Source organism: Exiguobacterium sp. s166 (assembly GCF_018618855.1).
Taxonomy (GTDB): domain Bacteria; phylum Bacillota; class Bacilli; order Exiguobacteriales; family Exiguobacteriaceae; genus Exiguobacterium_A.
On record NZ_JACSMU010000008.1, the window covers coordinates 100,774 to 123,690 of the forward strand.

A 22,917-nucleotide genomic window follows, 5' to 3' on the forward strand; every position below is an offset into this window, starting at 1 on the left:
CAGCTAATCGGAAAGGAAGTGAAGGATGATGAAGATTTTAGTCGTGGAAGATGATCTGCATATTCAGCGACTTGTCCGGGAGACACTTGAAGCGGACGGCCATCAGATTGTCACGACGGCGGACGGGAACGAAGCGGCCCGATGGATGGACGACCAACTGTTCGAAGCAGCCGTGCTGGACGTGATGGTGCCGGGACGAACCGGTTTTGAATTGTGTACCTTGTTGCGGGAAAGTCATGAAATTCCGATTTTGATGCTGACAGCTCTCGGAGAACTGACCGATAAACGTGACGGTTTTTCATCGGGAGCGGATGATTACATCACGAAACCCTTTGATCCGGAAGAACTGGTTTTCCGTCTGCATGCCGTTGCCCGGCGGTATCAAAAAGCCGTTGTCCCCATCATACAATTTGGTGAGGTTACGATTGATAAACAGAGCCAGCAGCTGACGATCGGAACGACCCGGTTGACGATTCCCCGCCGTGAGTTCGAATTGTTGCACCAATTGGCCAACTTTCCGGGACGGGTCTTCAGCCGGGAAGAATTGATCGAACACGTCTGGGGACTCGACTTCATGGGGGACGACCGGACGGTTGACGTCCATATCAAGCGACTGCGCAAACGACTGCAGGAGACGGACGCAATCAAAATCCAAACTGTCCGCGGTCTCGGATACCGGTTGGAGGCGACGGCATGAAATCGTTGTATGTGAAAATTGTCGGGCTCGTCTGTCTGGTTCTGCTCGTCTCCGCATTGATTGCCTTATTGATCAGTAATGTCTTGTATTACACCGTGTGGCAAGCTTCTTACAGTCAGAAGGTAGAAGAGGCGGTCGAGACATCGTTCGCTTATTACGAACGACACGGGGACCGGCGTGTCGATTCGTTTTACGAGATGCTCAGTGCGACCGGCTTTCAACTTTATGTCGTGTCGGAATCCGGACAGGTCAAGCGGTACGGGAATCCGTTCCGTAATGAGACAATCGCACCTGCTGTCATTCAATCAGTGCAAGACGGACAGGTCTATCAAGGGATGCGGGACTACCCGTTCCATTTGTTCCTGCTTGGATTGTTTGATAATGAAGTCATCAATACGTACGGAACGTCCTTAGAAACGGATACGGGGACGGATGCCGTGTTCATTCGTCCGGACTTAAGCCGGCAGATTCGTGAGTTGCATCTGTTCGTCGGTGCGTTCCTGGCGTTACTCGTCCTGCTCAGCTTCCTGCTGCTCGTCTTTTCGATCCGTTACCTGGTGCGTCCGATCAAACGATTGACGACGGCGACGGAACGGATGACGACGGGGGATTACTCGATTTCGGTCGCGACGACCGGGCAAGATGAAATCGGGGAATTATCGCGACGGTTCGACGAGATGGCGCAGGCCGTTGCCAAGTCGGACGCCGAACGAAAAGCATTCGTCGCCAATGTCTCACATGAATTCCAATCACCACTGACGACAATCAGAGGATACGCCGGACAACTCGACCGGTCTGCACGACCCGAAGACCGGTCGAAATTAAGGACAATCGGACAGGAAGCGACACGAATGGCCGAATTGACCCGTCAATTACTGACCTTGGCACGGCTTGACGAGGGGCGTCCGCTGAGACGCCAGCCGATTCAGCTCATCCAGTCGATTCAGGCGACACTGGAGACACTTCGTTATCAGTTGGACGAACGTGGAGTGGCCGTCGCACTCGATGCATCGGATGATCCGGTGATTCGTGCAGACGAATTGGCGCTGGAACAGATTTTTCAAAATCTGATTCGAAATGCCTTACATGTCTCGGCGGAAGGCGACTTGATTACGATTCAAGTCGACACACAAGCGGATTCCGTCATCGTTCAGATCAAAGATCAAGGACCGGGCATGACGGAGCAAGTAATCGCTCATGCCTTCGAACGATTTTATCAAGGTGATGCGTCACGCGGGACGAGCGGATCCGGTCTCGGACTGGCAATTGTCAAGGAAACGATGGATCAATTGGATGGACAGATTCGAATCGAGTCGATTCCGGATGCGGGAACGACGATTGTGCTGACTTTTGTAAGTCAGGACTGAGTCGTTCATGTTCCGTTCATCTTTCACCTCTACAATCAAACCTGTAACGTACAAACAGGAGGGATGAAAGATGAAGATGGGATGGCGTGAATTGATTCGGATGCGACAACGCTTCTTCTTGATGGCAATCGTGACGACGTTGATCGTCTTGTTGATTTTAATGATTTCCGGACTGGCCGACGGACTGGCTTATGACAATGGAGCGGTTGTCCGCAACTTGCCGATCGAGCAGGTTGCCTTGAGTAAAGATGCGGAAGGGCAGCTGACACGATCCTTTTTGGAACGGACGGATCAACCGGTGGCGACGGAAGCATTAGGTGTGCAAAACATGGTGCTTGAAAAGAAAAATGGGACAAAAGAAGATGTGACGGTGTTTGCTTCTCCGAGTAATACGCGTTACGGACCGCAGCAATTAGCGGACTTAAAGGACGGTCAAGTCCTGGTCGATCGACAGTACTCCGAACAGAGAGGCACGAAAGTCGGCGATTCGGTCACGGACTTCCGGACGAAACAGACGTTTGAAATCGTCGGTACGGTCAACGACGGACGCTACAGCCATGCACCGGTCGTCTGGATGACGATTTCGACATGGGATGCCTGGCAAAAAAAGATGGACTCGAGTTATGTCTCGGCATTCATCAGCCGGGATTCGATTAAAACAAAGCTTGCGACGTATACGAAACAGCAAATCGTCGAACAAGTGCCGGGTTACGCGGCGGAACAAAACTCGTTCCAAATGATGCGGCTCGCACTCATCATCATCGGTTCGTTGATTTTGACGGCTTTCTTTTACATCTTGACGATGCAAAAAATGAAACAACTTGGTATCTTGAAGGCAATCGGGATTCGGACGCGGACGATTGGGCAAGGACTCGTCCTACAGGTTTTCCTGCTGACGGTCATCTCGTTTTCAGTCAGTCTGCTTTTGACTTGGACGGTCGGACAATTGTTGCCGGACGATTTACCATTCCGGTTTGAATGGACGACCAGTCTGCTGTATGGTGGACTGATTATCCTGATGGCTTTGCTGGGCGGTCTGATTCCGTTGCGTGCTTTGAAAAAACTGGAACCGGCTGATGCGATTGGAGGAATGACAGGATGATTAAGCTGACAGATGTCGAACAAACATATGGTGCGATGAAGGTGTTGCAACACGTCTCGTTCGAAGCCCGGGAAGGAGAATTGATTGCGCTTGTTGGACCGAGCGGCAGCGGGAAAAGTACGTTACTCCAATTGCTGGGGCTGTTGCAGACACCATCCGCCGGTCTGATTCAATTTGATGGAAGTCCGCTTGGAGATACGTCGGATGAAGGACGGCGCCGGATGCGCCTTGAGGCAATCGGCTTTATTTTTCAGGAATCCCATCTTGTACCCTTCTTAACAGCAGCGGAACAACTGGAGCTCGTTGCGGAAGAAGCCGGACGAACGATTGATGCAGCAGCTCAGCTGGAAGTGTTCGGATTACGTGAGAGACGTCATCACTTGCCGCACGCTTTATCCGGCGGAGAACGGCAACGGGTGGCGATTGCCCGGGCGCTTGTCAATGATCCGCGTCTCGTTCTGGCGGATGAACCGACGGCGAGTCTTGATTATACGAATGCCCGACAGGTGATGGAGTTGTTGCAGCGACAGGCACATGAGCACGGCAAGACGGTCATCGTCATCACCCATGACGAACGGATGCTGACGTATTGTGACCGTGTCTTACGGATGGAAGATGGACAGATTCAAGAAATCAATTAAAACGGGATACTGCTCTGACTTTTGTTTTCGCACGAAAAATAAAAGTTGGAGCAGTATTTTTGATATACTGAACTGAACACGAATAATTTAAGGGTGGATTTAAACGATGGACTTATCTAAATTCATACGGTCGGAACTAGAGACGATTAATACGGCACACATTACGAAATGGTTGGAAGATAAAAGTTTATCAAAACGTGACTATAAACGATTGGTTGAAGATTTTAAAGCCATTGTCATCATGGAACAAGCCGGTTTTTATGAACAGGCCGATGCACGGTTCATGCAGTGGAAACCTCTTCCGTTACCGGCAGAGATTTACCGTTACCGATTGGCGATTGCGGGAAAAATCGGTGGGAAACGATTGGCCCGAAAACGTTTTTCGGCATATCCTTCTGTTGTACAAAATCATTCGCAACTGAAGTCATGGAAAAAAAATCTTCGGAGCAATCCGTTGTGGTTAGGTGGACTAGTCGTAGCCGGCCTATTAGCAGTCGGCATTACGCAAGTTGATTTTTCCGAGGAAGCTCCGTCTAAAAAAACTTCCGAACAAACGAACGTTGAACAAAAGCTTGCGTCTTTAGAAAAAGAAGTCGAACAGCTGAAACAAAAAAATGAGAAGCTGGCGGCATCTGAAGAAAAAAAGACGGAAACAAAAAAAACCAAAGCCGATCAATCGAAAGAAACGGAACAAGAGGAGCCGCAGGCGTCAACGAAGGATCCTGAGCAGGCCCTTCAGGAGGCAGTTTCTTCCGTTCAGTCCAAAGAGTATGAAACGGCGAACCAATTGTTGACCGGAAAGGTCCTGACGAATAAAGAAACAGCCGGTATGGCGCGTTTCTACAAATTGATTGCAGCCGGAAAGCTGAAAGAAACGAAACAAAGTGACTACCTGGCCTACCGGAATGATTTTCCGGAATCCGGTTACATGAGTGATGTCTTATGGATGCAGGCTGTTTACGAACAAAAAAATAAAATTGGTAATTACAAAACGACATTACAGGAGTTAGCGAAACAACCGGACAACGAATGGTCATATGCTGCGAAGGCAATCCTTCAAGGGAAGAGTACGCTGGGAGATTGATTCGAAGAAAACAGTTCCCAAGCAGTCGCTTTTTGGAGTACAATGCGAAAAGAGAATGGAGAGGAGATGCAAAACAATGAGTAAAGTACATGTATTTGATCACCCATTGATTCAGCACAAGATGACGATCATGCGTAAAGTCGAAACAGGAACGAAACAATTCCGGGAGCTTGTCGACGAAGTGGCTTCATTGATGGCATATGAACTCACGCGTGATCTTCCACTTACTGACGTTGAAATCGAGACACCGGTCACGAAAACGACGCAAAAAATGATCGAGGGTAAGAAACTGGGAATCGTTCCGATTCTTCGTGCAGGTCTTGGGATGGTGGACGGCATGCTTCGCATGATGCCGAACGTCAAAGTAGGACATATCGGTCTTTACCGTGATCCGGAAACACTTGAGCCGACGGAATACTATCTCAAATTACCGACAGACGTCGCAGAACGTGATTTCGTCGTCGTCGATCCAATGCTTGCGACCGGCGGTTCTGCTGCTGACGCAATCTCCTCTTTGAAAAAACAGGGTGCACAAAGCATTAAGCTGGCTTGCCTCTGTGCGGCACCTGAAGGCGTCAAACGCATTCAGGAAGAACATCCGGATGTCGACATTTATCTCGCGGCACTCGATGAGAAATTGAATGACCATGGTTACATCGTTCCTGGACTCGGGGATGCGGGTGACCGTCTGTTTGGTACGAAATAATCAGCAGACTGAAAGGCGCTTCCTGTGAAGGGAGCGCCTTTTTTTGTACGAGTTGCCACAGGTGTGAACTGCGCACGTGACATGGAATATGTTTTAATAGGAGCAGAAGCAAGAAGGAGGAAGTCTGTATGCCCATCAAAGTCATGCCGATTTTCGGCACGCGACCGGAAGCCATCAAAATGGCACCGCTCGTCAACGTCTTAAAGAACAATCCTGCGTTTGACGTCCATGTCACGATTACGGCCCAACACCGGGAGATGCTCGATCAAGTATTGGAGCTGTTCGAGATTACACCGGATCACGATTTGAACATCATGAAAGCGCGGCAGACCTTGGTCGATATCACGACACGCGGTCTCGAGGGACTCGATGCTGTCATGAAGGAAGTCAAACCGGATCTCGTCCTTGTCCATGGCGACACGACGACGACGTTCGTCGGCAGTCTCGCTGCCTACTACAATCAAATCGCCGTGGGACATGTCGAAGCCGGACTCCGTACATACAATAAGTACTCACCGTTCCCGGAAGAAGTGAACCGGCAACTGACCTCGACGCTGGCCGATCTGCATTTTGCACCGACCGAGCAGGCGGCAGTGAATCTGGCGTCGGAAAACAGACACGCGGGCGTTTTCGTGACCGGGAATACGGCGATCGATGCCCTGCAAACGACGGTCCAGACAGATTATATGCATCCCATTCTAGAAAAGATCGGTTCGAAGCGACTTGTCCTGATGACGGCGCACCGGCGGGAAAATTTAGGTGCGAAGATGCACCAGATGTTCCGGGCGATCCGGCGTCTTGTCGACGACCATCCGGACATTCATGTCGTGTATCCGGTTCACTTGAATCCTGTCGTCCAGGAGGCGGCGAGTGACGTATTCGGAGGACACGACCGCATCACCTTGATTCCGCCGCTCGACGTCTTTGACTTCCATAACTTTGCGAGCCGGGCGCACCTTATCTTGACGGATTCCGGCGGCGTCCAGGAAGAAGCTCCGTCACTCGGTGTGCCGGTTCTTGTCTTACGCGATACGACCGAACGTCCGGAAGGCGTTAAAGCGGGAACGCTGAAGCTGGCCGGAACGGATGAAGAAACAATCTATCGTCTCGCGAGTGAGTTGCTCGAGGACGAAGCAGCGTATAACAAGATGGCCCAGGCTTCAAATCCTTACGGAGATGGTCATGCTTCCGAACGGATTGCAGCGGCGATTCTGGAACATTTTAATCAGGATGCGGAGTTTGAGCCGTTTAAAGTCGAAAACTGACGAAAGTTTAGACATACAGCAAAGGACCGATGTCCCCGTCACAAACGGAGGCACCGGTCCTTTTATGGAATCCAACAGATCATCTGTTCCAAAGATGGACGTACGAACGATGTGTCAACAGTCCGAGTGAACGTCCTCATTTCATGCGACTCCTGCAGGGAAAAGCGCGTTTTTTGCGCTGTCAGAGACAAACAAGACCCGGTTTCCTGACCACAGGTGCAGGAAAGCTGGCTTGTGTCTCGCCTGCGGAAAGCGAATGAGGAAGAGGGCGGAACGCCTGTGACGATAGAATGACGCATTATCTTTGGGAAAGAGACGGCACTTCTTTTGGACAATAATTAATACCCCATTGTTCCCTTACGCCCAGTGCGAAGGGCGGAGCAACCGTTCCGGAAGGCGTGTCTTCGTATTGCCTTGCGCCGCATTGACCTGCGCTTGCGTCAAAAACAGCGCGTCGGTCAGATCGGCTCCTGCCAACTGACAGTCACGCAGGTCGGCACCGAGGAAGTTGACGCCACGCAACCGGCTGTTCGATAAGTTCGTCGCGAGCAAAAACTGTCCGCGGACACTTATGCCGGAAAAGTCCTGTCCGGCAAGATTTTTCCCAATCCAGTCGCGGGGAAGTGGGCGTCTGCTCGTCCCTGAAAACGGTGTTTGAACCAGTCCTTCGATTTTTGCAAGGAGCGGTAGCAATGTTGCCCGTACCTGATCGAGATCGAGTGCCGCAAGCTCGTCCGGAGAAGAACCGGTCATTGCATCCAGTTCAGCCAGCTTATTTTCTAGCAGATGATGAATCGAGCGGGTTGCTGGCCGGATGCCGTCTGTCAGGTACCACATCATTTCCTGCAGATGGACCATCTTCGGATACAGGGCGTACATGACCGGTTTTGTCGTCTCATCGTACACGCCGGAAAATGTCACTTGCGAAATCTGTTGTCCGGCACCAAAGCAGTCATAAACGGTACATCCTTTATACCCGCTCGGGCGCAAACGGTCATGAATCCCGCAACGGTAATCAGCATCTAAATTCCGGCATGGTGTCGCTTCCGGTTTGTTGTGACCAAAATCGCTTGAGGCGGAAAAAGCGAGTGCCGTACAACACAATCCGAAGCAGTCCCCGCACTGAACTCGAAAGCGTTCGGTTTCCATTCTCTTCACATCCTTTTGATTTGTTCATGTCACTTCTTTTTACCATATGTAGACAATCATTTTCAAATCACAATCAACGAGTAAACGAGCAGTGGCTCCACTCAAATGGAAGAACTAAATATATGATTTTTGTAAAAAAACAGCTGCACCATGACCTTGAAAGCAGCAAATCATCCGTGAATTTTTAAGCTGTGACAAGGCACACACGAAACGAATTGGAAATCGTCTGCGGGCTTTGTTACAAACAGATGTCAGAGGGGTTTTCGTGTCCCGTAACGGAAGCGTTTACAATTGTGAAGAAAAAATGTTTTTTCACAAAATCGACACAAATCAAATTTAGACGACTTGTTTCTCATTACGAAAGACGATATAACGTTACTGTTCAATGGTTTTGTTCACCTAGTGAACCATCTCGATAAACGTTGATAGTACTACATATTTTCTTCACATCTTCGTGAAAAGAGTGCCGGGGGAGACCTCTGTGAAAACCTTATCAATTGTTGATATACAATGGTTTCGACGGTCCATTTTAATTGTGAATTCATTTGACTATGAAATGGTTCTCATTGTATTCTTGACTAGTATGAAAATCCGCAAATTGTGGGAAAGAAAAAGAACTCACAACTGGGAAAAGGGGGTCGTCTCTAGTGCGCCAAAAAGGGCTCGCGACGAGTATGGTCATGGCCTCGCAAATTTCGACGGCACTAGCCGCACCGATCGTCATCGGCTTTCTTGTTGGGAACTATGGGGAACAGCAGGACTGGTGGCAAAAGATGGGCGCGACGTTTGCAGTGTTCATCGGGATTTTCATCGGAATTCTCTGCATGATCGCAATGATCAGGCACTTGTTAGGAGACAAGACATGAATATCATCCTTCAAGATGCGTTGTATCGTGCGTACTTACGATGGTTTGGACTCTACTATGGAATCCTTGCCGTTCTGTTACTTGTCGGTTATCCGAGTGATCCGGTGATTTATGGACTGGCGCTGGGTGGGGCAGGTAGCTTCATGATCTTGACGCTGCAACGATTAAGCGTCGATCGAATGTATCGTGTAATCGAGCGTGGGCGCAAGCCGATGTCTCGAGGGACCGTATCACGCATGGCGGTCGCGGTACTCTGTGTGATGATCGGCTTGAAGTATGAAGCCGAATTGTCATTAACTGCGGTGGTAATAGGCCTTCTCGCCGGCCACGTCATACAATTTTGTGAGTATTTTACTCACGAACTTAAGCGGGAAAAGAGGTGAATAATCAAATGAACCACGAAATGCCACTTTACGAAATCCCACTCTGGGGCGACTTCGTTCTGTACGGTAGCTGGACAAACTTGATCACAGTGCTGATTGCAGCTGCTCTCGTTTTCCTGATTGCCGTGGCCGGTACGCGACGTCTTGTGATGAAGCCGACCGGTGCTCAAAACGTGATGGAGATGTTCCTCGAGTTCGTTCGCGGAATCATCAGCAGCACGATGGACTGGAAAACAGGGGGTCGCTTCCTAACTTTCGGAATGACACTGTTCCTGTTCATCATCGTGTCCAACTTAATGGGTCTTCCCTTTAACGTTGTGACGGGTCACTACATTTGGTTCAACTCACCAACTGCAGATCCGTATGTGACACTTGCACTTTCATCTATGGTAGTGGTCATGAGCCATTATTACGGTGTGAAAATGCGCGGCTTCGGCTCGTATGCGAAAACGTTTATGACGCCGATGTTTATTATTACCATCATCGAAGAATTCGCAAACACGTTGACACTTGGTCTTCGTCTTTACGGTAACATCTTCGCGGGTGAGATCATGATTGGTATCATTCTCTCGATCGGTATCATCTCTGGAACGAACGATTTCCAATTCCTCGGACCAGTCGGTGTCATCCTGTCAGCGATCCCAATGTTGATCTGGCAAGGATTCTCACTCTTCATCGGAGCAATCCAAGCGTATATCTTCCTTATCTTAACGATGGTTTACATCGGGCATAAGGCAGCGCACGACCATTAATTCGAAGGTAAAGCATCTGCTTTTCCGATAATCGCACGACCAAATTTCGAACACAATCTAGGGAGGCAATTCATAATGGAACTTATTGCAACAGCGATCATCATCGGACTCGGCGCACTCGGCGCAGGTATCGGTAACGGTCTTATCGTAAACGGTACAGTATTAGGACAAGCACGTCAGCCAGAACTCAAAAACGAACTTCGTCAAACAATGTTCATCGGTATCGGTCTCGTTGAGGCACTTCCAATCATCGGTGTAGCGGTCGGTTTCCTTCTCCTCAACTCTTAATCCGTATTTAATTTTACGTACCAAGAACTGAGCTACATAGGGCGTTATTCGTTCCACTAGAGTGAACCGTCATGGGGGCTGCGGCTCCCTTATGTAGATATTAGAAGTAGGACCAACCACGAGGGGAGTGTAATCGAATGAATCTCACGTATCTTGCGGCAGAAGCAGGCGGCGAAGGTAGTCACCTCTTACTTGCTAACATGATCGTCACGATCGTCGTTTTCCTCTTGCTCCTCATCCTCTTGAAGAAATTCGCATGGGGCCCGCTCGTCAACATGATGAAAGCGCGGGAAGAGCATGTGGCTAGCGAGATCAATTCGGCTGAAAAAAGCCGGAAAGACGCTGAAGTCTACGTAGAACAACAACAAGCAGAACTCAACAAGGCACGTACGGAAGCACGTGACCTGTTAGAAGCATCACGCCGTCAAGCTGAGGCGGAACAAGCACGTGCGATGGAGCAGGCACGTGTCGAAACAGAATTGAGCAAGGAAGAAGCTCGCCGTGCAATCGAACGTGAACGCGCTGAAGCACAAGCTGCTTTGAAGAACGATGTTGCTCTTCAAGCAATCGCTGCAGCACGCCACGTCATGAAAACACAGCTTGCGACAGACGAAGCGGCACAACGTGCACTCGTCGACCAATTCCTCGCTGACACTAAGGGCACGAACTAATGCGTGACCACGTAGCGGGACGCTACGCAAAAGCGCTCTTCGATCTTGCACTTGAGCACCATGTGCTCGAACAAGCAGAAGCTGATGTGCGAACGCTCGGCGAAGTGCTCCACGCAACACCAGAGCTCGCATCGGTTTTAGGAAACCCGTCGATTTCTGCAGAAGAGCTGAAGCAAGTCCTTCATACGAGCTTCACAGGCTTCAATACGATTGTCTTAAATACGATCCTCGTCATGGTCGAAAACGACCGGGCACCGGAAGTATTGTCATTGCCGGAGCATTTCATCGCGTTGTTGAATGAGCACCGTAACGTTGCAACAGCAATCGTGACAAGTGCATACAAACTGTCGGACGAAGAACTCACGAACGTGAAGGAAACGTTTGGCCAAAAATCAGGAAAAACGCTTGAAGTAGAAAATGTTGTTGATACGAACGTAATCGGCGGACTTCGTGTTCAAATCGGTTACACGACATATGATGGCACGATCGAAACGAAACTAACGCGACTTGAGCGTGAGCTGTTAAAAGCGTAAGAAAATAGGGGTGAAACGCATGAGCATTAGAGCTGAAGAAATCAGCGCCCTGCTTAAAGCGCGTATCGCGCAGTACGGTTCTACGATGGAAGTGAACGAGACAGGTACAGTCATCCAAATCGGTGATGGTATCGCTCGTGCACACGGACTCGACAACGTCATGTCGGGAGAGCTCGTAGAATTCGCTAACGGCACAATGGGCTTGGCGCAAAACTTAGAAGAAGGCAACGTCGGTATCATCATTCTTGGTGACTACCTTGAAATCAAAGAAGGCGACTCTGTTCGCCGTACGGGCCGCATCATGGAAGTACCAACAGGAGACGCACTCCTCGGACGTGTCGTCAACCCGCTTGGTATGCCAATCGATGGTCTTGGTCCAATCGAAACAGAACACTATAACCCGATCGAGCGTAAAGCTTCTGGTGTTATGGCACGTAAATCGGTTCACGAACCACTTCAGACGGGAATCAAGGCAATCGATGCCCTCGTTCCAATCGGTCGTGGACAACGTGAGTTGATCATTGGTGACCGTCAGACGGGTAAAACGTCAATCGCCATCGATACGATCATCAACCAAAAAGAAGAAAACATGATCTGTATCTACGTCGCAATCGGACAAAAAGAATCAACAGTCCGTGGTGTTGTTGAAACACTCCGTAAAAACGGTGCACTTGATTACACAATCGTCGTTTCGGCAGCAGCTTCACAGCCGGCGCCACTTCTTTACCTCGCACCATTCGCTGGTGTAGCGATGGGTGAACACTTCATGGATCTCGGCAAGCACGTTCTTGTCATCTATGATGATCTTTCAAAACAAGCAGCGGCATACCGTGAGCTTTCGCTTCTTCTGAAGCGTCCACCAGGCCGCGAAGCCTACCCGGGTGATGTCTTCTACCTTCACTCACGTCTCCTTGAGCGTGCAGCGAAATTGAACGACGGACTTGGTGCAGGTAGCTTAACAGCTCTTCCATTCATCGAGACACAAGCGTCGGATATCTCGGCTTACATCCCGACAAATGTTATCTCGATCACGGATGGTCAAATCTTCCTTCAATCGGATCTCTTCTTCTCAGGTGTCCGTCCAGCGATCAACCCGGGTCTCTCGGTATCGCGTGTAGGTGGTTCGGCTCAAGTGAAAGCGATGAAGAAGGTAGCGGGTACGCTCCGTCTTGACCTCGCTTCTTACCGTGAGCTCGAAGCCTTTTCACAGTTCGGATCTGACCTTGATAAAGCGACACAATCGAAGCTTAACCGTGGTGAGCGGACAGTAGAGGTTCTGAAACAGGACCTTAACCAACCGTTGACTGTCGATAAGCAAGTCATCATCATCTATGCCTTGACTCGTGGTCACCTTGATGATGTTGCCGTTTCAGATATTCGTCGTTTTGAAAAGGAACTCAACCTCTGGCTCGATCAAAACCGCAAACAACTTTGCGACGAGATCCGTAAAACAGGTAACCTTCCAGCTGACGAAGAAATCGTTACTGCAATCTCAGAATTTAAGAAAACGTTCCAACCGACTGTCTAAGGGATTTCTCTTAGACTCGGCGGAACACTCTTGATACTAACAAGGTGGTGAATCGAAATGGCATCGTTGCGCGAGATACAAATGCGGATCAACTCGACGAAAAGTACGAAACAGATCACGAAAGCGATGAACATGGTTTCGGCGTCGAAACTGAACCGCGCTCAAGCACATAGCGCGAAGTTCCAGCCTTACATGCTGAAAATGCAGGAAGTGCTCGGAACCATTGCGAATGGCACGACAGGTGCTAGCCATCCGATGCTCGAAAAACGTCCTGTCAAAAAGACAGGATATATCGTCATCACATCGGATCGCGGCTTAGCTGGTGCATATAACGCCAACGTGCTGCGTGAAGTCTACCGGGAAATCAATGAAAAGCATACTACGGACAGTTACGTCTTGTTCGTGGTCGGTAAAGTCGGTGTCCAGTTCTTCCGTTCACGCGGAATCACGGTCACGGATGCGATCACAGGACTAAACGATTCTCCTTCGTATGTCGATGTCGCAGAAATCGTGAAGCGTACAGTGAGTGCGTTCACGCTCGGCGAAATCGACGAACTCAAGCTGTGCTACAACCACTTCATGTCTGTCATCAGCCAGGAAGTGAAAGTCGAAACCCTTCTCCCGCTCGGAGAAATCGAAGCTTCGTCTTCGACGACTTATGAGTACGAGCCAAGCGAGGAACAAATCCTGGCTGAACTCCTTCCGCGTTATGCGGAGAGCTTGATTTTCGGTGCGCTTCTTGACGCGAAAGTAGCAGAACATGCGTCACGTATGACAGCAATGCAAAGTGCGACAGATAACGCAGATGACTTGATCGGTCGATTGACTCTCGTCTACAACCGGGCTCGACAAGCTGCAATCACGCAAGAAATCACAGAGATCGTCAGTGGAGCCGCTGCCCAGCAGTAATCTACTCGGCGTAATGATAGCTAGGAGGAAACACGATGAACGAACTCGGTTTAAAAGGCCGCGTCGTCGCGGTCATGGGACCTGTCATCGACGTTAAGTTCGACGGACACTTGCCGAAGATCTACAACGCGCTTCGTATTCAATATACGCCGCAAACAGTAGAAGAAGTGGCTATCGACTTGACGCTTGAGGTCGCCTTGCACCTTGGTGACGACGTCGTCCGTACCATTGCGATGGATTCTACGGATGGTGTACGCCGTGGAGTGGAAGTACTGGACACTGGTGCTCCAATCTCGGTACCTGTCGGAGAAGCAACGCTTGGTCGCGTCTTCAACGTACTCGGTAACCCAATTGATGAAAAAGAACTCGATGCAAGCGTGGAACGTCTTCCGATCCACAAAAAAGCACCGACGTTTGATAACCTTTCAACAAAAGTTGAAATCCTCGAAACAGGAATTAAAGTCGTTGACTTACTCGCTCCTTACATCAAGGGTGGTAAGATCGGTCTCTTCGGTGGTGCCGGTGTAGGTAAGACCGTCCTCATCCAGGAACTGATCAACAACATCGCGCAAGAGCACAGCGGTATCTCGGTATTCGCAGGTGTTGGTGAGCGGACGCGTGAAGGTAATGACTTGTACCACGAGATGACGGATTCAGGCGTTATCAAACAAACAGCGATGGTCTTCGGTCAGATGAACGAGCCGCCGGGCGCACGTCTTCGTGTTGCCTTGACTGGTTTGACAATGGCGGAATACTTCCGTGATGAGCAGGGACAAGACGTTCTTCTCTTCGTTGATAACATCTTCCGTTACACACAAGCAGGTTCAGAAGTATCGGCCCTTCTCGGTCGTATGCCATCTGCCGTTGGTTACCAGCCGACACTTGCTACAGAGATGGGTATGCTTCAAGAGCGTATCACGTCAACAAACAAAGGTTCGGTTACATCAATCCAAGCGGTTTATGTACCAGCCGATGACTATACTGACCCGGCTCCTGCAACGACGTTTGCCCACTTGGATGCAACGACGAACCTTGAGCGCCGTCTCTCTGAGATGGGTATCTATCCTGCCGTGGATCCACTTGCTTCTACATCACGTGCCCTTTCACCGGAAATCGTCGGCGAAGAGCATTACGGCGTAGCTCGTCAAGTTCAGGAAACACTTCAGCGTTACAAAGAACTTCAGGATATCATCGCGATCCTCGGTATGGACGAGTTGTCTGAAGAAGACAAATTGACTGTACACCGTGCGCGTCGTATCCAGTTCTTCTTGTCGCAGAACTTCCACGTAGCTGAGCAGTTCACAGGACAAAAAGGATCGTACGTCCCGGTTAAGGACACGATCCGCGGCTTCAAAGAAATCCTCGGTGGGAAACACGATGATTTGACGGAAGAAGCATTCCGTCTCGTCGGTCCGATCGAAGATGCGATTGAAAAAGCGAAGACGCTTGTCTAAGTGACAAAGCATAAGGGGGACTTGAGATGAACACACTTCATGTCAATATCGTCACCCCGGATGGCGAAGTGTATGATGGCGATGTCCGTATGGTCGTTGCGAAAACGATATCTGGTGAGATCGGGGTTCTCCCGCACCACGTACCACTCGTAACACCACTCGACATCAGCATCTTGAAGTTGCGCCACGAAGATGGCGGACGCACGTTGATCGCTATCAGCGGTGGCTTTATGGAAGTGCGCCAGGATACAGTGACGGTTCTTGCTGAAACGGCTGAAGCAGCGGATAAGGTCGACTACGACCGTGCCTCGGCTGCGAAAGTCCGGGCAGAACGTCGCCTCCAGGACACGAAATTATCAGATCTTGAGTTCAAACGCGCTGAGCTTTCATTGAAACGCGCAATCAACCGTCTCAACCTAAAAGAGTACGGTCGCGATTGATCCAAGTTAAAAGACCCGGTTTCCGTCATGGAGGCCGGGTCTTTTTTTGAGGAGAGGTCAATGATTTCCTGCAGGACAATCGCTTTCACAAATCTGTTGGGTGATTCAGGTTTAACAACGCTAAAAAAAGTAAAAGGACATATATGTGTCCTCTTCACACATTTTTCAATCTTATTATGTGGAATTTTCCATAATCATCTTTTCATAATATATTTTATAGGATAAAATAAATTATCTTGTGCCTTTTTGTTTGCGCAATCATTCATTGTATGAAATCATGGTAAGGTTGGAAAAACCTTAACAGAAGAGGTGCAGTAGCAGTGACGTCAATCGGTTTAAGTGCATTAATCAGTATGCTCGTTTATTTAACGGCGATTGTCTTCGCCTGGTGGGCACTCCTTCCAGTCAAGTGGGAGAAGTTCCTGCAACATCCGAAAGGACCACAGGCTGTCGTCTTACGTGTGTTGCTTGCCGTTGCGCTCGGTTCGCTGATCGCCCGTTTTTTGCTCGACTATTCAGGATTCGCACAGCGTCTCCAGTTCTTAGTCGGGTGAACTTGTAACTTCGTTGTAAACCCTAAATCATCAATCTGATTTAGTATGGAACAGGATAGTATTCTTATAATGAAGAAACGTAACCATTGTAAAGCTGAAAAGTCGTGTTGGATTTGGAATGAGAGATTAACTATAGGGTGTTTCTCTTCTATCATGCGTTGGTCTTCAACTATGATGCACACCAATCGCGAATTGAACATAATAGAACAGAAACGAAAGCAGAGGAGTATGAGTAATGGAAAAAATCGTTGTCCGTGGCGGACGTAAATTAGCTGGAACGGTAAAAGTAGAAGGTGCCAAAAATGCAGTCTTGAAAACATTGGTCGCAACATTGCTGGCTTCAGAAGGTACATCGGTCCTTCAAAACGTTCCCCGTTTGGCAGACGTCTATACCATCAATAACGTCTTACGGAACTTGAACGCAGAAGTAACATTCGATGCTGAAGCAAACACAGTCTCGGTCAATGCAGAAGCAGAATTGAAAGACGAAGCACCACTTGAATACGTTCGGAAGATGCGTGCGTCAATTCTTGTCATGGGACCACTCCTTGCGCGTCTCGGTCGTGCACGTGTCGCCATGCCGGGTGGCTGTGCGATTGGTTCACGTCCAATCGATCTTCACTTAAAAGGATTCGAAGCGATGGGCGCAAAAACAATCATCGGCAATGGATTCGTTGAAGCACACGTTGACGGTCGCCTGCAAGGTGCAAAAATCTACCTCGACTTCCCGTCAGTCGGTGCAACAGAAAACATCATGATGGCAGCGACACTTGCTGAAGGTACGACAGTCATCGAAAACGTCGCGAAAGAACCGGAAATCGTCGATCTCGCAAACTTCCTGAACGCAATGGGCGCAAAAGTCCGCGGTGCCGGTACAGAGACGATTCGCATCGAAGGTGTCGAAAAACTTCACGGTGGCAACCACTATGTCATTCCAGACCGGATCGAAGCTGGTACATTCATGATTGCAGCTGCTATCACGGAAGGTGACGTTGAAGTCATCGGTGCTGAGCGTGAACACCTTCGTCCATTGATCTCGAAAATGGAAGAGATGGGTGTTAAAATCTCAGACACAGAAGAAGGACTTCGTGTCGTCGGACCGAAGAAACTCGTTGCGATTGATGTCAAGACGATGCCACACCCTGGTTTCCCGACAGACGTTCAAGCGCAAATGATGGCGTTGGTCTTAAAAGCAGAAGGCACTTCTGTCATCACGGAAACAGTCTTCGAAAACCGTTTCATGCATGTCGAAGAATTCCGTCGTATGAACGCTGACATCAAGATCGAAGGACGTTCATCCATCATCACAGGCGGCATCCAGCTTCAAGGCGCAGAAGTCCTTTCAACGGACCTTCGTTCAGGGGCAGCACTTGTCACGGCAGGATTGATTGCAGAAGGCGAAACACGTGTTGGTGCCTTGCATCACATTGATCGCGGATACGTTGATTTCCATCTTAAATTACAAGCACTCGGCGCAGATGTCGAACGCATCACGGAAGAAACAGTCGCCATCGAAGAGACAGCAGCGACGAAGCTTTAAGCTATTATTTCATTCCAATACATTCTTGACGACTTTCTCAAAAAGAAAGTCGTCTCTTTTTGTTTCCCTGTGCTAGAATTGAAAGGTATGTATACATAAATGGGTTAGACGTCCAAGCGACGTTCTAAATTTTGGAATAATAGCCAGTGGATAAAGGAGATCACGCGAGATGTTTTTGACAAAGGATATCGGAATTGACTTAGGGACGGCGAATGTCGTCATTCACGTAAAAGGTAAGGGAATCGTACTCGACGAGCCGTCAGTCGTCGCTATTGATAAAGTAACAGGCAAAATTCATGCGGTCGGAACGGAAGCCCACCAAATGGTCGGCCGAACACCGGGTAACATCGTTGCCATCCGTCCATTACGCGATGGGGTCATCGCTGATTTCGAGATGACGGAAGCGATGTTACGTCACTTCATCGATAAAATTGAAGTGAGAAGTATGTTCGGCGGAGTCCGGATGTTGATTTGTACACCAGCCAGCATCACGACGGTCGAAGCGAAAGCGATTCGTCAAGCAGGTGAAAAATCAGGCGCGAAAACAGTTTTCCTTGAAGTGGAACCAAAAGTCGCAGCCGTCGGAGCGGGTATGGACATTTGGATGCCGGCCGGACACATGGTCATTGATATCGGTGGCGGGACGACAGATGTCGCGGTCCTATCGATGGGCGATATCGTCTGCGGTGAAACGATCAAAGTAGCAGGGGATCGGTTTGACCACGACATCATCCGTGCGATCAAAGATAACCATAAACTCATCATCGGGGAACGGACGGCTCAAAACGTCAAGATGACGGTCGCGACCGTTTCAGATGAGGGGCGTCAGGAAGAGATGGACATTCGTGGCCGGAATCTCGTGACAGGACTCCCGGACAACATCACGATTTCATCGCAGGAGATGCATGAAGCATTGGCGGAAGCCGCAATGGAAATCGTTGAAGCAACAAAACGTGTCCTCGAGAAAACACCACCGGAACTTGCGGCAGACATCATCGACCGCGGGATCATCCTGACGGGTGGCGGAGCATTACTTGACGGCATCGACCAGTTGCTGGCGAAAGAGCTTGGACTTCCGGTCTTGATCGCAGAAGATCCGATGTTATGCGTTGCACGCGGGACAGGGATCATGCTTGATCATTTAGGGAAATAAGACGAATCAAAAAGGTTCATTCCAAAATGGAAATGAACCTTTTTTTAATGGAGCGAAAAGTAAAAATCACTGCGTACTGCGCATGAAGGCCTGATACGCATCAAAATCATGATAGACGATCGCACTTGGCGGCAGTGAACTGTTCATCGTTTGATTGACGAGCTGATTGAGGGCGGTCCGCGTCTGTCCGTAAAACGTGATACTTGGTGTGTCCGGCAGTTCCGTGAATTCCAGAGCATACGACAGACGATGTTGATGACTGGCGGCGTAGAGCGCGTCGGTCATCGTAATCGCAGCGAGACCGTTTCCGCCGCCGTAGACGGTCCGGTAACTCATTAAAGTGACTTCGTCGGCCAGTTCCATTGCCCATTCGCTAAGCTGTTGTCCGGAAGCATCCGGAACGGTATGGAACCAAAACGGCAGGAACAGTTGCAACGGAAGACGTTTCGACGCACTGACATCGTGAAAAGCTGTCAACAGACGTTGATAAGAGGAGATAACGGCTGCTTGATCCGTTTCCCAGGCCGGTAAGGCATAAGGCTCGAGATCGACACTGATGCCATCGGGACGTTCCATTGTTTCTTGAAGATAGACATTGATCCAGGCTAACGGATCTTCGACGTTCGGCCGGTTCGTCGTCCCTTCATTCGTAATCCATGCAGGCTGACCGAACAAGAAATAGACTTCGATCCCGGCAAGATGGGCTTTTTCAACGAATGTGCGGTAGAGAGTTCGGTCACCCTCGACAGCGACATGCAGGTAGACACGTTTCATCTGTCTGTTTGCCAGCTGTGTGACTTTCGTTGAAATTTGTTTCGCTTCAGGAATGGACCACATTACGGTATGACGCGTTACGGTAACGGCCGCTTCGGTTCTGGCAGGTAGAAGTGTAGCGGCCATCGTAAGACAAATCAAACTGATGATGAGGCGTTTCATATCGTTCACTCCCTATACTTAAGTTATCTTATTATCGGTCGTCCGGTGCAATTTGGATATAAGCCGAAAGTACGAGAGTCCTAAGAATCAGTTCAAATCCTAGACATTTCACTTTGTGAAGTGTATATTAGAAGTTGTTGAATTGAAACGGAATTACCATTAAAAAGGAAGTGATGCCACAATGCCATTGTGGAAACGAAATTTAGTCGTCGTATGGATCGGTAGTTTTTTGACTGCTGCCGCGTTAAGTTTAGTCTTACCGTTTTTGCCCTTATTCATTGAAGAACTTGGTGTCCACGGACGCCAGGAAATCACGACCTGGTCCGGCGTAGCGTTTGGTGCAACTTTCCTCGTCGCAGCAATCGTCTCACCGATTTGGGGACGTTTGGCCGATAAAAAAGGCCGGAAGTTGATGTTACTGCGGGCAAGTCTCGGTATGTCGATCGTCATGTTCTTAATCAGCTTCGTTCAAGATGTGTATCAACTCGTTTTCTTACGACTCGTCATGGGAGCCGTCTCCGGATTCATCTCTGCCGGAATCACATTAATTGCGTCACAAACCCCAAAAGAGAAAAGTGGCTGGGCGCTCGGTACATTATCGACCGGTGGGATTGCCGGTGGATTACTCGGACCTCTGATTGGAGGATTCCTTGCCGATATGATTGGGCTTCGACCCGTTTTTCTCTTTACGAGCATTCCGCTCTTCCTGACGTTCCTCGTCACGTATTTCTTCGTCAAAGAAGAATTCGTGCCGCTTCAGACAAAGCAGATGGCGTCAGCGAAACAAATCATCCAGTCGTTACGTCATCCGGAACTGATTTTAAGTCTCTTTTTGACGACGTTTTTGATTCAGTTCGCAGCACAATCGATCAGTCCGATTCTATCGCTGTACGTCCGGGAACTTAGTCCTGGTACGGAACGATTGGCCTTACTGTCCGGTATCGTCGCGTCGGCTCCAGGGATTGCGGCCTTGATTGCCGCGCAGCGGCTCGGTCGGCTGTCGGATAAAATTGGGGCGGAACGCGTCTTGTTCTTCGCCTTACTGATTTTCGCCGCCTTCCTGATTCCGCAAGCATTCGTGACGGATACGAGTCAATTGATCATTTTACGGATGGGTATCGGCTTTGCGACTGCCGCTTTGATGCCGTCGGTCCAGACGCTTCTCCGGAAACATACGCCGGCGAATGCGTCGGGTCGGATTTTCGGATATAACCAGTCGGCCCAGTTCATGGGGAACTTCCTCGGACCACTTGCCGGTGGCCAGATTGCAGGTCATTTCGGCTTTGAAGCGTTGTTCCTGTTCACTGGTCTGATTGTCATCACGAACGCGGTGCTCGAACGAACGCAAACGGCTGTCCTCAGTAAAAAACATTCTTAAAACATACGAAAGGGCGGTTCTGATTCTGCATCGGGACCGCCTTTTTGATGTAGCAACGTCAGGATAACACGAAGAATTTATCCAGCTTCAGTTGTTCGGATGTTTCGAGCACCTTCATGATTTGTCCCGACTGGGCGCGGATTTTATAGTCGGCCGAGTAGTGAAACAGTCCGTTCTCGAGTTCGGTCACGGCGAGCGGTTCAATCAGTGTTTTCAGATGGATGATATCCGTCAAAATCCGTTGTTTAAGCGGCGTACTTTGCTTCGCTTCGGTCGGTGTGATGAACTCATTGAAATGTTGATGGTGAAGTTGTTTCTTACCATAGCCGAGAAGCAGGGACAGTTTTTGATTGTAAGAGACGATTTCTCCTTCTAAATTCAAGATATAGACCGCATCCGGATGATTTTCGAGAAAGTGGGTCGCGTCGACCAATTGTTTAAAATCCAAGGAGCCGTTGATGAAGGATTTTGTGTTCTTCTTTTTGAAGAAAGGCATGAACTCACCTCATTAGTGTCGTTATAGGTCGATTATAGCAATTTATGGAATTTAGACATATCGTGTCTGTTGAAAAATAAGCAAGTGTTTTTGAACAACAGGGGTAGGCCTTTCGATGCATCTACGAGATTCATTGCCTTATTTTGAAAAAAACATCGAATTTCCAAAAAATTGACCGATATACTTAAGGAACAGAATTGAACAATAAGTCAATGAGGAGCCAACACATATGTTACGAGGAATGTATACGGCGTCTGGTGCGATGCAGGCGTTACAACGGCAACAAGAAATGTTAAGTAATAACCTAGCCAACGCGCGGACGCCGGGCTTCCGGGCCGATCAGGCGTCCCTCCGGACCTTTCCGGAGATGATGATCCAGCAGTCGGGCGTCAACGAACAATCCGGTGTCCGTTCCCGCGGGACAGTCGGGAAACTTGCGACCGGTGTTTTCATGCAGGCCGCGACACCGAACTTCGCTCTCGGCTCGATTACAGAGACAGGTAACGCAACGGATATTCAAATCAGTTCGCTTGAAGGAGCAGCCCTGTTTACGATCCGGCATGCCGATCCTGCGACCGGTGAAGAAGAGACACTCTATACGACGAACGGTCAGTTCGCCGTCGGACAGGACGGTCTCCTGCGGACGACGGAAAATGATCTTGTCCTCGGTGAAGACGATCAACCGCTGAACGTCGTCAATGAAGATTTTGTTGTCAGTGCGGACGGTGCCGTCACGGACGGGAACGGTCAAGCCATAGGTAACCTCGGTCTTGTCGTGACGAATCAGCCGGAGACGCTTGAACGAACCGGGAACGGTCTGTTCCGTTCGCCGGACGCGTTAAACGCCGGTGCCGTCAAAGTCGATCAAGGAGTGCTCGAACTCGGGAATGTCGAAGTCGAACAGACGATGACAGAGATGAACGCCGGTCTCCGTCAATTCGAAGCCAATCAGAAAGTCATCCAGGCCTATGACCGGACCGCTGAAAGAGCAGTCTCGGAAATCGGACGCGTCCGTTAATCAAGGA

At 49.4% G+C, this 22,917-nt stretch carries 25 protein-coding genes; 22 read left to right on the top strand and 3 right to left on the bottom strand.

The window, feature by feature from the left end:
- Nucleotides 1-25 precede the first annotated feature (25 nt).
- The 7 genes from KNP93_RS14375 to wecB all read left to right on the top strand — a co-directional run bounded on the left by KNP93_RS14375 (nt 26) and on the right by wecB (nt 6,862).
- Nucleotides 26-697: a response regulator transcription factor gene (locus tag KNP93_RS14375; RefSeq protein WP_251138839.1), complete on the top strand. Its 672-nt coding sequence runs from the start codon at nt 26-28 to the stop codon at nt 695-697.
- Nucleotides 694-2,064, top strand: a complete 1,371-nt coding sequence (locus tag KNP93_RS14380; RefSeq protein WP_214855896.1) for a sensor histidine kinase — start codon at nt 694-696, stop codon at nt 2,062-2,064. Before KNP93_RS14375 ends, KNP93_RS14380 begins: the two co-directional genes overlap by 4 nt.
- Before the next feature lie 70 nt (nt 2,065-2,134).
- Complete coding sequence (locus KNP93_RS14385) at nt 2,135-3,166, top strand: ABC transporter permease (protein ID WP_214855898.1); 1,032 nt, start codon at nt 2,135-2,137, stop codon at nt 3,164-3,166.
- Nucleotides 3,163-3,807, top strand: a complete 645-nt coding sequence (locus KNP93_RS14390) for an ABC transporter ATP-binding protein (RefSeq protein WP_131502400.1) — start codon at nt 3,163-3,165, stop codon at nt 3,805-3,807. The genes KNP93_RS14385 and KNP93_RS14390 overlap by 4 nt, the downstream gene beginning before the upstream one ends.
- 106 nt (nt 3,808-3,913) lie before the next feature.
- Nucleotides 3,914-4,891 carry a hypothetical protein gene (locus tag KNP93_RS14395; protein ID WP_214855900.1) on the top strand — a complete coding sequence of 326 codons (978 nt, stop codon included), beginning with the start codon at nt 3,914-3,916 and terminating at the stop codon, nt 4,889-4,891.
- Nucleotides 4,892-4,967: 76 nt separating this feature from the next.
- The gene (upp, locus tag KNP93_RS14400) at nt 4,968-5,597 is read left to right on the top strand and encodes a uracil phosphoribosyltransferase (protein ID WP_012371551.1); all 630 of its coding nucleotides are present in this window, start codon (nt 4,968-4,970) and stop codon (nt 5,595-5,597) included.
- Nucleotides 5,598-5,725: 128 nt separating this feature from the next.
- Nucleotides 5,726-6,862: a non-hydrolyzing UDP-N-acetylglucosamine 2-epimerase gene (gene wecB, locus KNP93_RS14405; RefSeq protein WP_214855903.1), complete on the top strand. Its 1,137-nt coding sequence runs from the start codon at nt 5,726-5,728 to the stop codon at nt 6,860-6,862.
- A 357-nt stretch (nt 6,863-7,219) separates the two neighbouring features.
- Here wecB and KNP93_RS14410 read toward each other — a convergent pair whose 3' ends face one another.
- Nucleotides 7,220-8,011, bottom strand: a complete 792-nt coding sequence (locus tag KNP93_RS14410; RefSeq protein WP_214855906.1) for a pentapeptide repeat-containing protein — start codon at nt 8,009-8,011, stop codon at nt 7,220-7,222.
- A gap of 647 nt (nt 8,012-8,658) precedes the next feature.
- On the opposite strand from KNP93_RS14410, the gene KNP93_RS14415 reads away from it, so the two are divergent.
- From KNP93_RS14415 to mreB, 13 genes are all read left to right on the top strand, one after another.
- Nucleotides 8,659-8,877, top strand: coding sequence for an AtpZ/AtpI family protein (locus tag KNP93_RS14415; protein ID WP_012371548.1), 219 nt, complete (start codon nt 8,659-8,661; stop codon nt 8,875-8,877).
- Nucleotides 8,874-9,260, top strand: coding sequence for an ATP synthase subunit I (locus KNP93_RS14420; protein WP_012371547.1), 387 nt, complete (start codon nt 8,874-8,876; stop codon nt 9,258-9,260). Before KNP93_RS14415 ends, KNP93_RS14420 begins: the two co-directional genes overlap by 4 nt.
- 8 nt (nt 9,261-9,268) lie before the next feature.
- On the top strand, nt 9,269-10,012 hold the full coding sequence (gene atpB, locus KNP93_RS14425) for a F0F1 ATP synthase subunit A (protein ID WP_026827347.1): 744 nt from the start codon (nt 9,269-9,271) through the stop codon (nt 10,010-10,012).
- 75 nt (nt 10,013-10,087) lie between these two features.
- The gene (atpE, locus tag KNP93_RS14430; protein WP_012371545.1) at nt 10,088-10,300 is read left to right on the top strand and encodes a F0F1 ATP synthase subunit C; all 213 of its coding nucleotides are present in this window, start codon (nt 10,088-10,090) and stop codon (nt 10,298-10,300) included.
- 137 nt (nt 10,301-10,437) lie between these two features.
- Entirely contained in the window at nt 10,438-10,971 is a 534-nt protein-coding gene (gene atpF, locus KNP93_RS14435; RefSeq protein ID WP_131502396.1) for a F0F1 ATP synthase subunit B, read from the top strand.
- The gene (locus tag KNP93_RS14440; protein ID WP_131502395.1) at nt 10,971-11,504 is read left to right on the top strand and encodes a F0F1 ATP synthase subunit delta; all 534 of its coding nucleotides are present in this window, start codon (nt 10,971-10,973) and stop codon (nt 11,502-11,504) included. The genes atpF and KNP93_RS14440 overlap by 1 nt, the downstream gene beginning before the upstream one ends.
- 19 nt (nt 11,505-11,523) lie before the next feature.
- Nucleotides 11,524-13,032, top strand: a complete 1,509-nt coding sequence (gene atpA, locus KNP93_RS14445; protein WP_012371542.1) for a F0F1 ATP synthase subunit alpha — start codon at nt 11,524-11,526, stop codon at nt 13,030-13,032.
- A gap of 57 nt (nt 13,033-13,089) precedes the next feature.
- Nucleotides 13,090-13,941, top strand: coding sequence for an ATP synthase F1 subunit gamma (atpG, locus tag KNP93_RS14450; protein ID WP_012371541.1), 852 nt, complete (start codon nt 13,090-13,092; stop codon nt 13,939-13,941).
- A 35-nt stretch (nt 13,942-13,976) separates the two neighbouring features.
- Nucleotides 13,977-15,395 carry a F0F1 ATP synthase subunit beta gene (gene atpD / locus KNP93_RS14455; RefSeq protein ID WP_114597335.1) on the top strand — a complete coding sequence of 473 codons (1,419 nt, stop codon included), beginning with the start codon at nt 13,977-13,979 and terminating at the stop codon, nt 15,393-15,395.
- Nucleotides 15,396-15,421: 26 nt separating this feature from the next.
- Entirely contained in the window at nt 15,422-15,835 is a 414-nt protein-coding gene (locus tag KNP93_RS14460) for a F0F1 ATP synthase subunit epsilon (RefSeq protein ID WP_012371539.1), read from the top strand.
- A 320-nt stretch (nt 15,836-16,155) separates the two neighbouring features.
- Nucleotides 16,156-16,389: a DUF1146 family protein gene (locus KNP93_RS14465; RefSeq protein WP_012371538.1), complete on the top strand. Its 234-nt coding sequence runs from the start codon at nt 16,156-16,158 to the stop codon at nt 16,387-16,389.
- A 235-nt stretch (nt 16,390-16,624) separates the two neighbouring features.
- Nucleotides 16,625-17,929: a UDP-N-acetylglucosamine 1-carboxyvinyltransferase gene (gene murA, locus KNP93_RS14470; RefSeq protein ID WP_114597338.1), complete on the top strand. Its 1,305-nt coding sequence runs from the start codon at nt 16,625-16,627 to the stop codon at nt 17,927-17,929.
- A gap of 169 nt (nt 17,930-18,098) precedes the next feature.
- On the top strand, nt 18,099-19,082 hold the full coding sequence (gene mreB, locus KNP93_RS14475; protein ID WP_026827353.1) for a rod shape-determining protein MreB: 984 nt from the start codon (nt 18,099-18,101) through the stop codon (nt 19,080-19,082).
- Between the two features lie 66 nt (nt 19,083-19,148).
- On the opposite strand, the gene KNP93_RS14480 is transcribed toward mreB, so the two are convergent.
- A complete protein-coding gene (locus tag KNP93_RS14480; RefSeq protein ID WP_214855909.1) occupies nt 19,149-20,018 on the bottom strand; it encodes a hypothetical protein in 870 nt (289 codons plus the stop codon).
- 181 nt (nt 20,019-20,199) lie between these two features.
- Between KNP93_RS14480 and KNP93_RS14485 the strand changes: the two genes are divergently transcribed.
- Entirely contained in the window at nt 20,200-21,396 is a 1,197-nt protein-coding gene (locus tag KNP93_RS14485) for a multidrug efflux MFS transporter (RefSeq protein WP_214855911.1), read from the top strand.
- Nucleotides 21,397-21,454: 58 nt separating this feature from the next.
- On the opposite strand, the gene KNP93_RS15730 is transcribed toward KNP93_RS14485, so the two are convergent.
- Nucleotides 21,455-21,892, bottom strand: coding sequence for a PAS domain S-box protein (locus KNP93_RS15730; protein WP_251138840.1), 438 nt, complete (start codon nt 21,890-21,892; stop codon nt 21,455-21,457).
- Nucleotides 21,893-22,121: 229 nt separating this feature from the next.
- Between KNP93_RS15730 and KNP93_RS14495 the strand changes: the two genes are divergently transcribed.
- Entirely contained in the window at nt 22,122-22,910 is a 789-nt protein-coding gene (locus tag KNP93_RS14495; RefSeq protein WP_214855913.1) for a flagellar hook-basal body protein, read from the top strand.
- Nucleotides 22,911-22,917 lie beyond the last annotated feature (7 nt).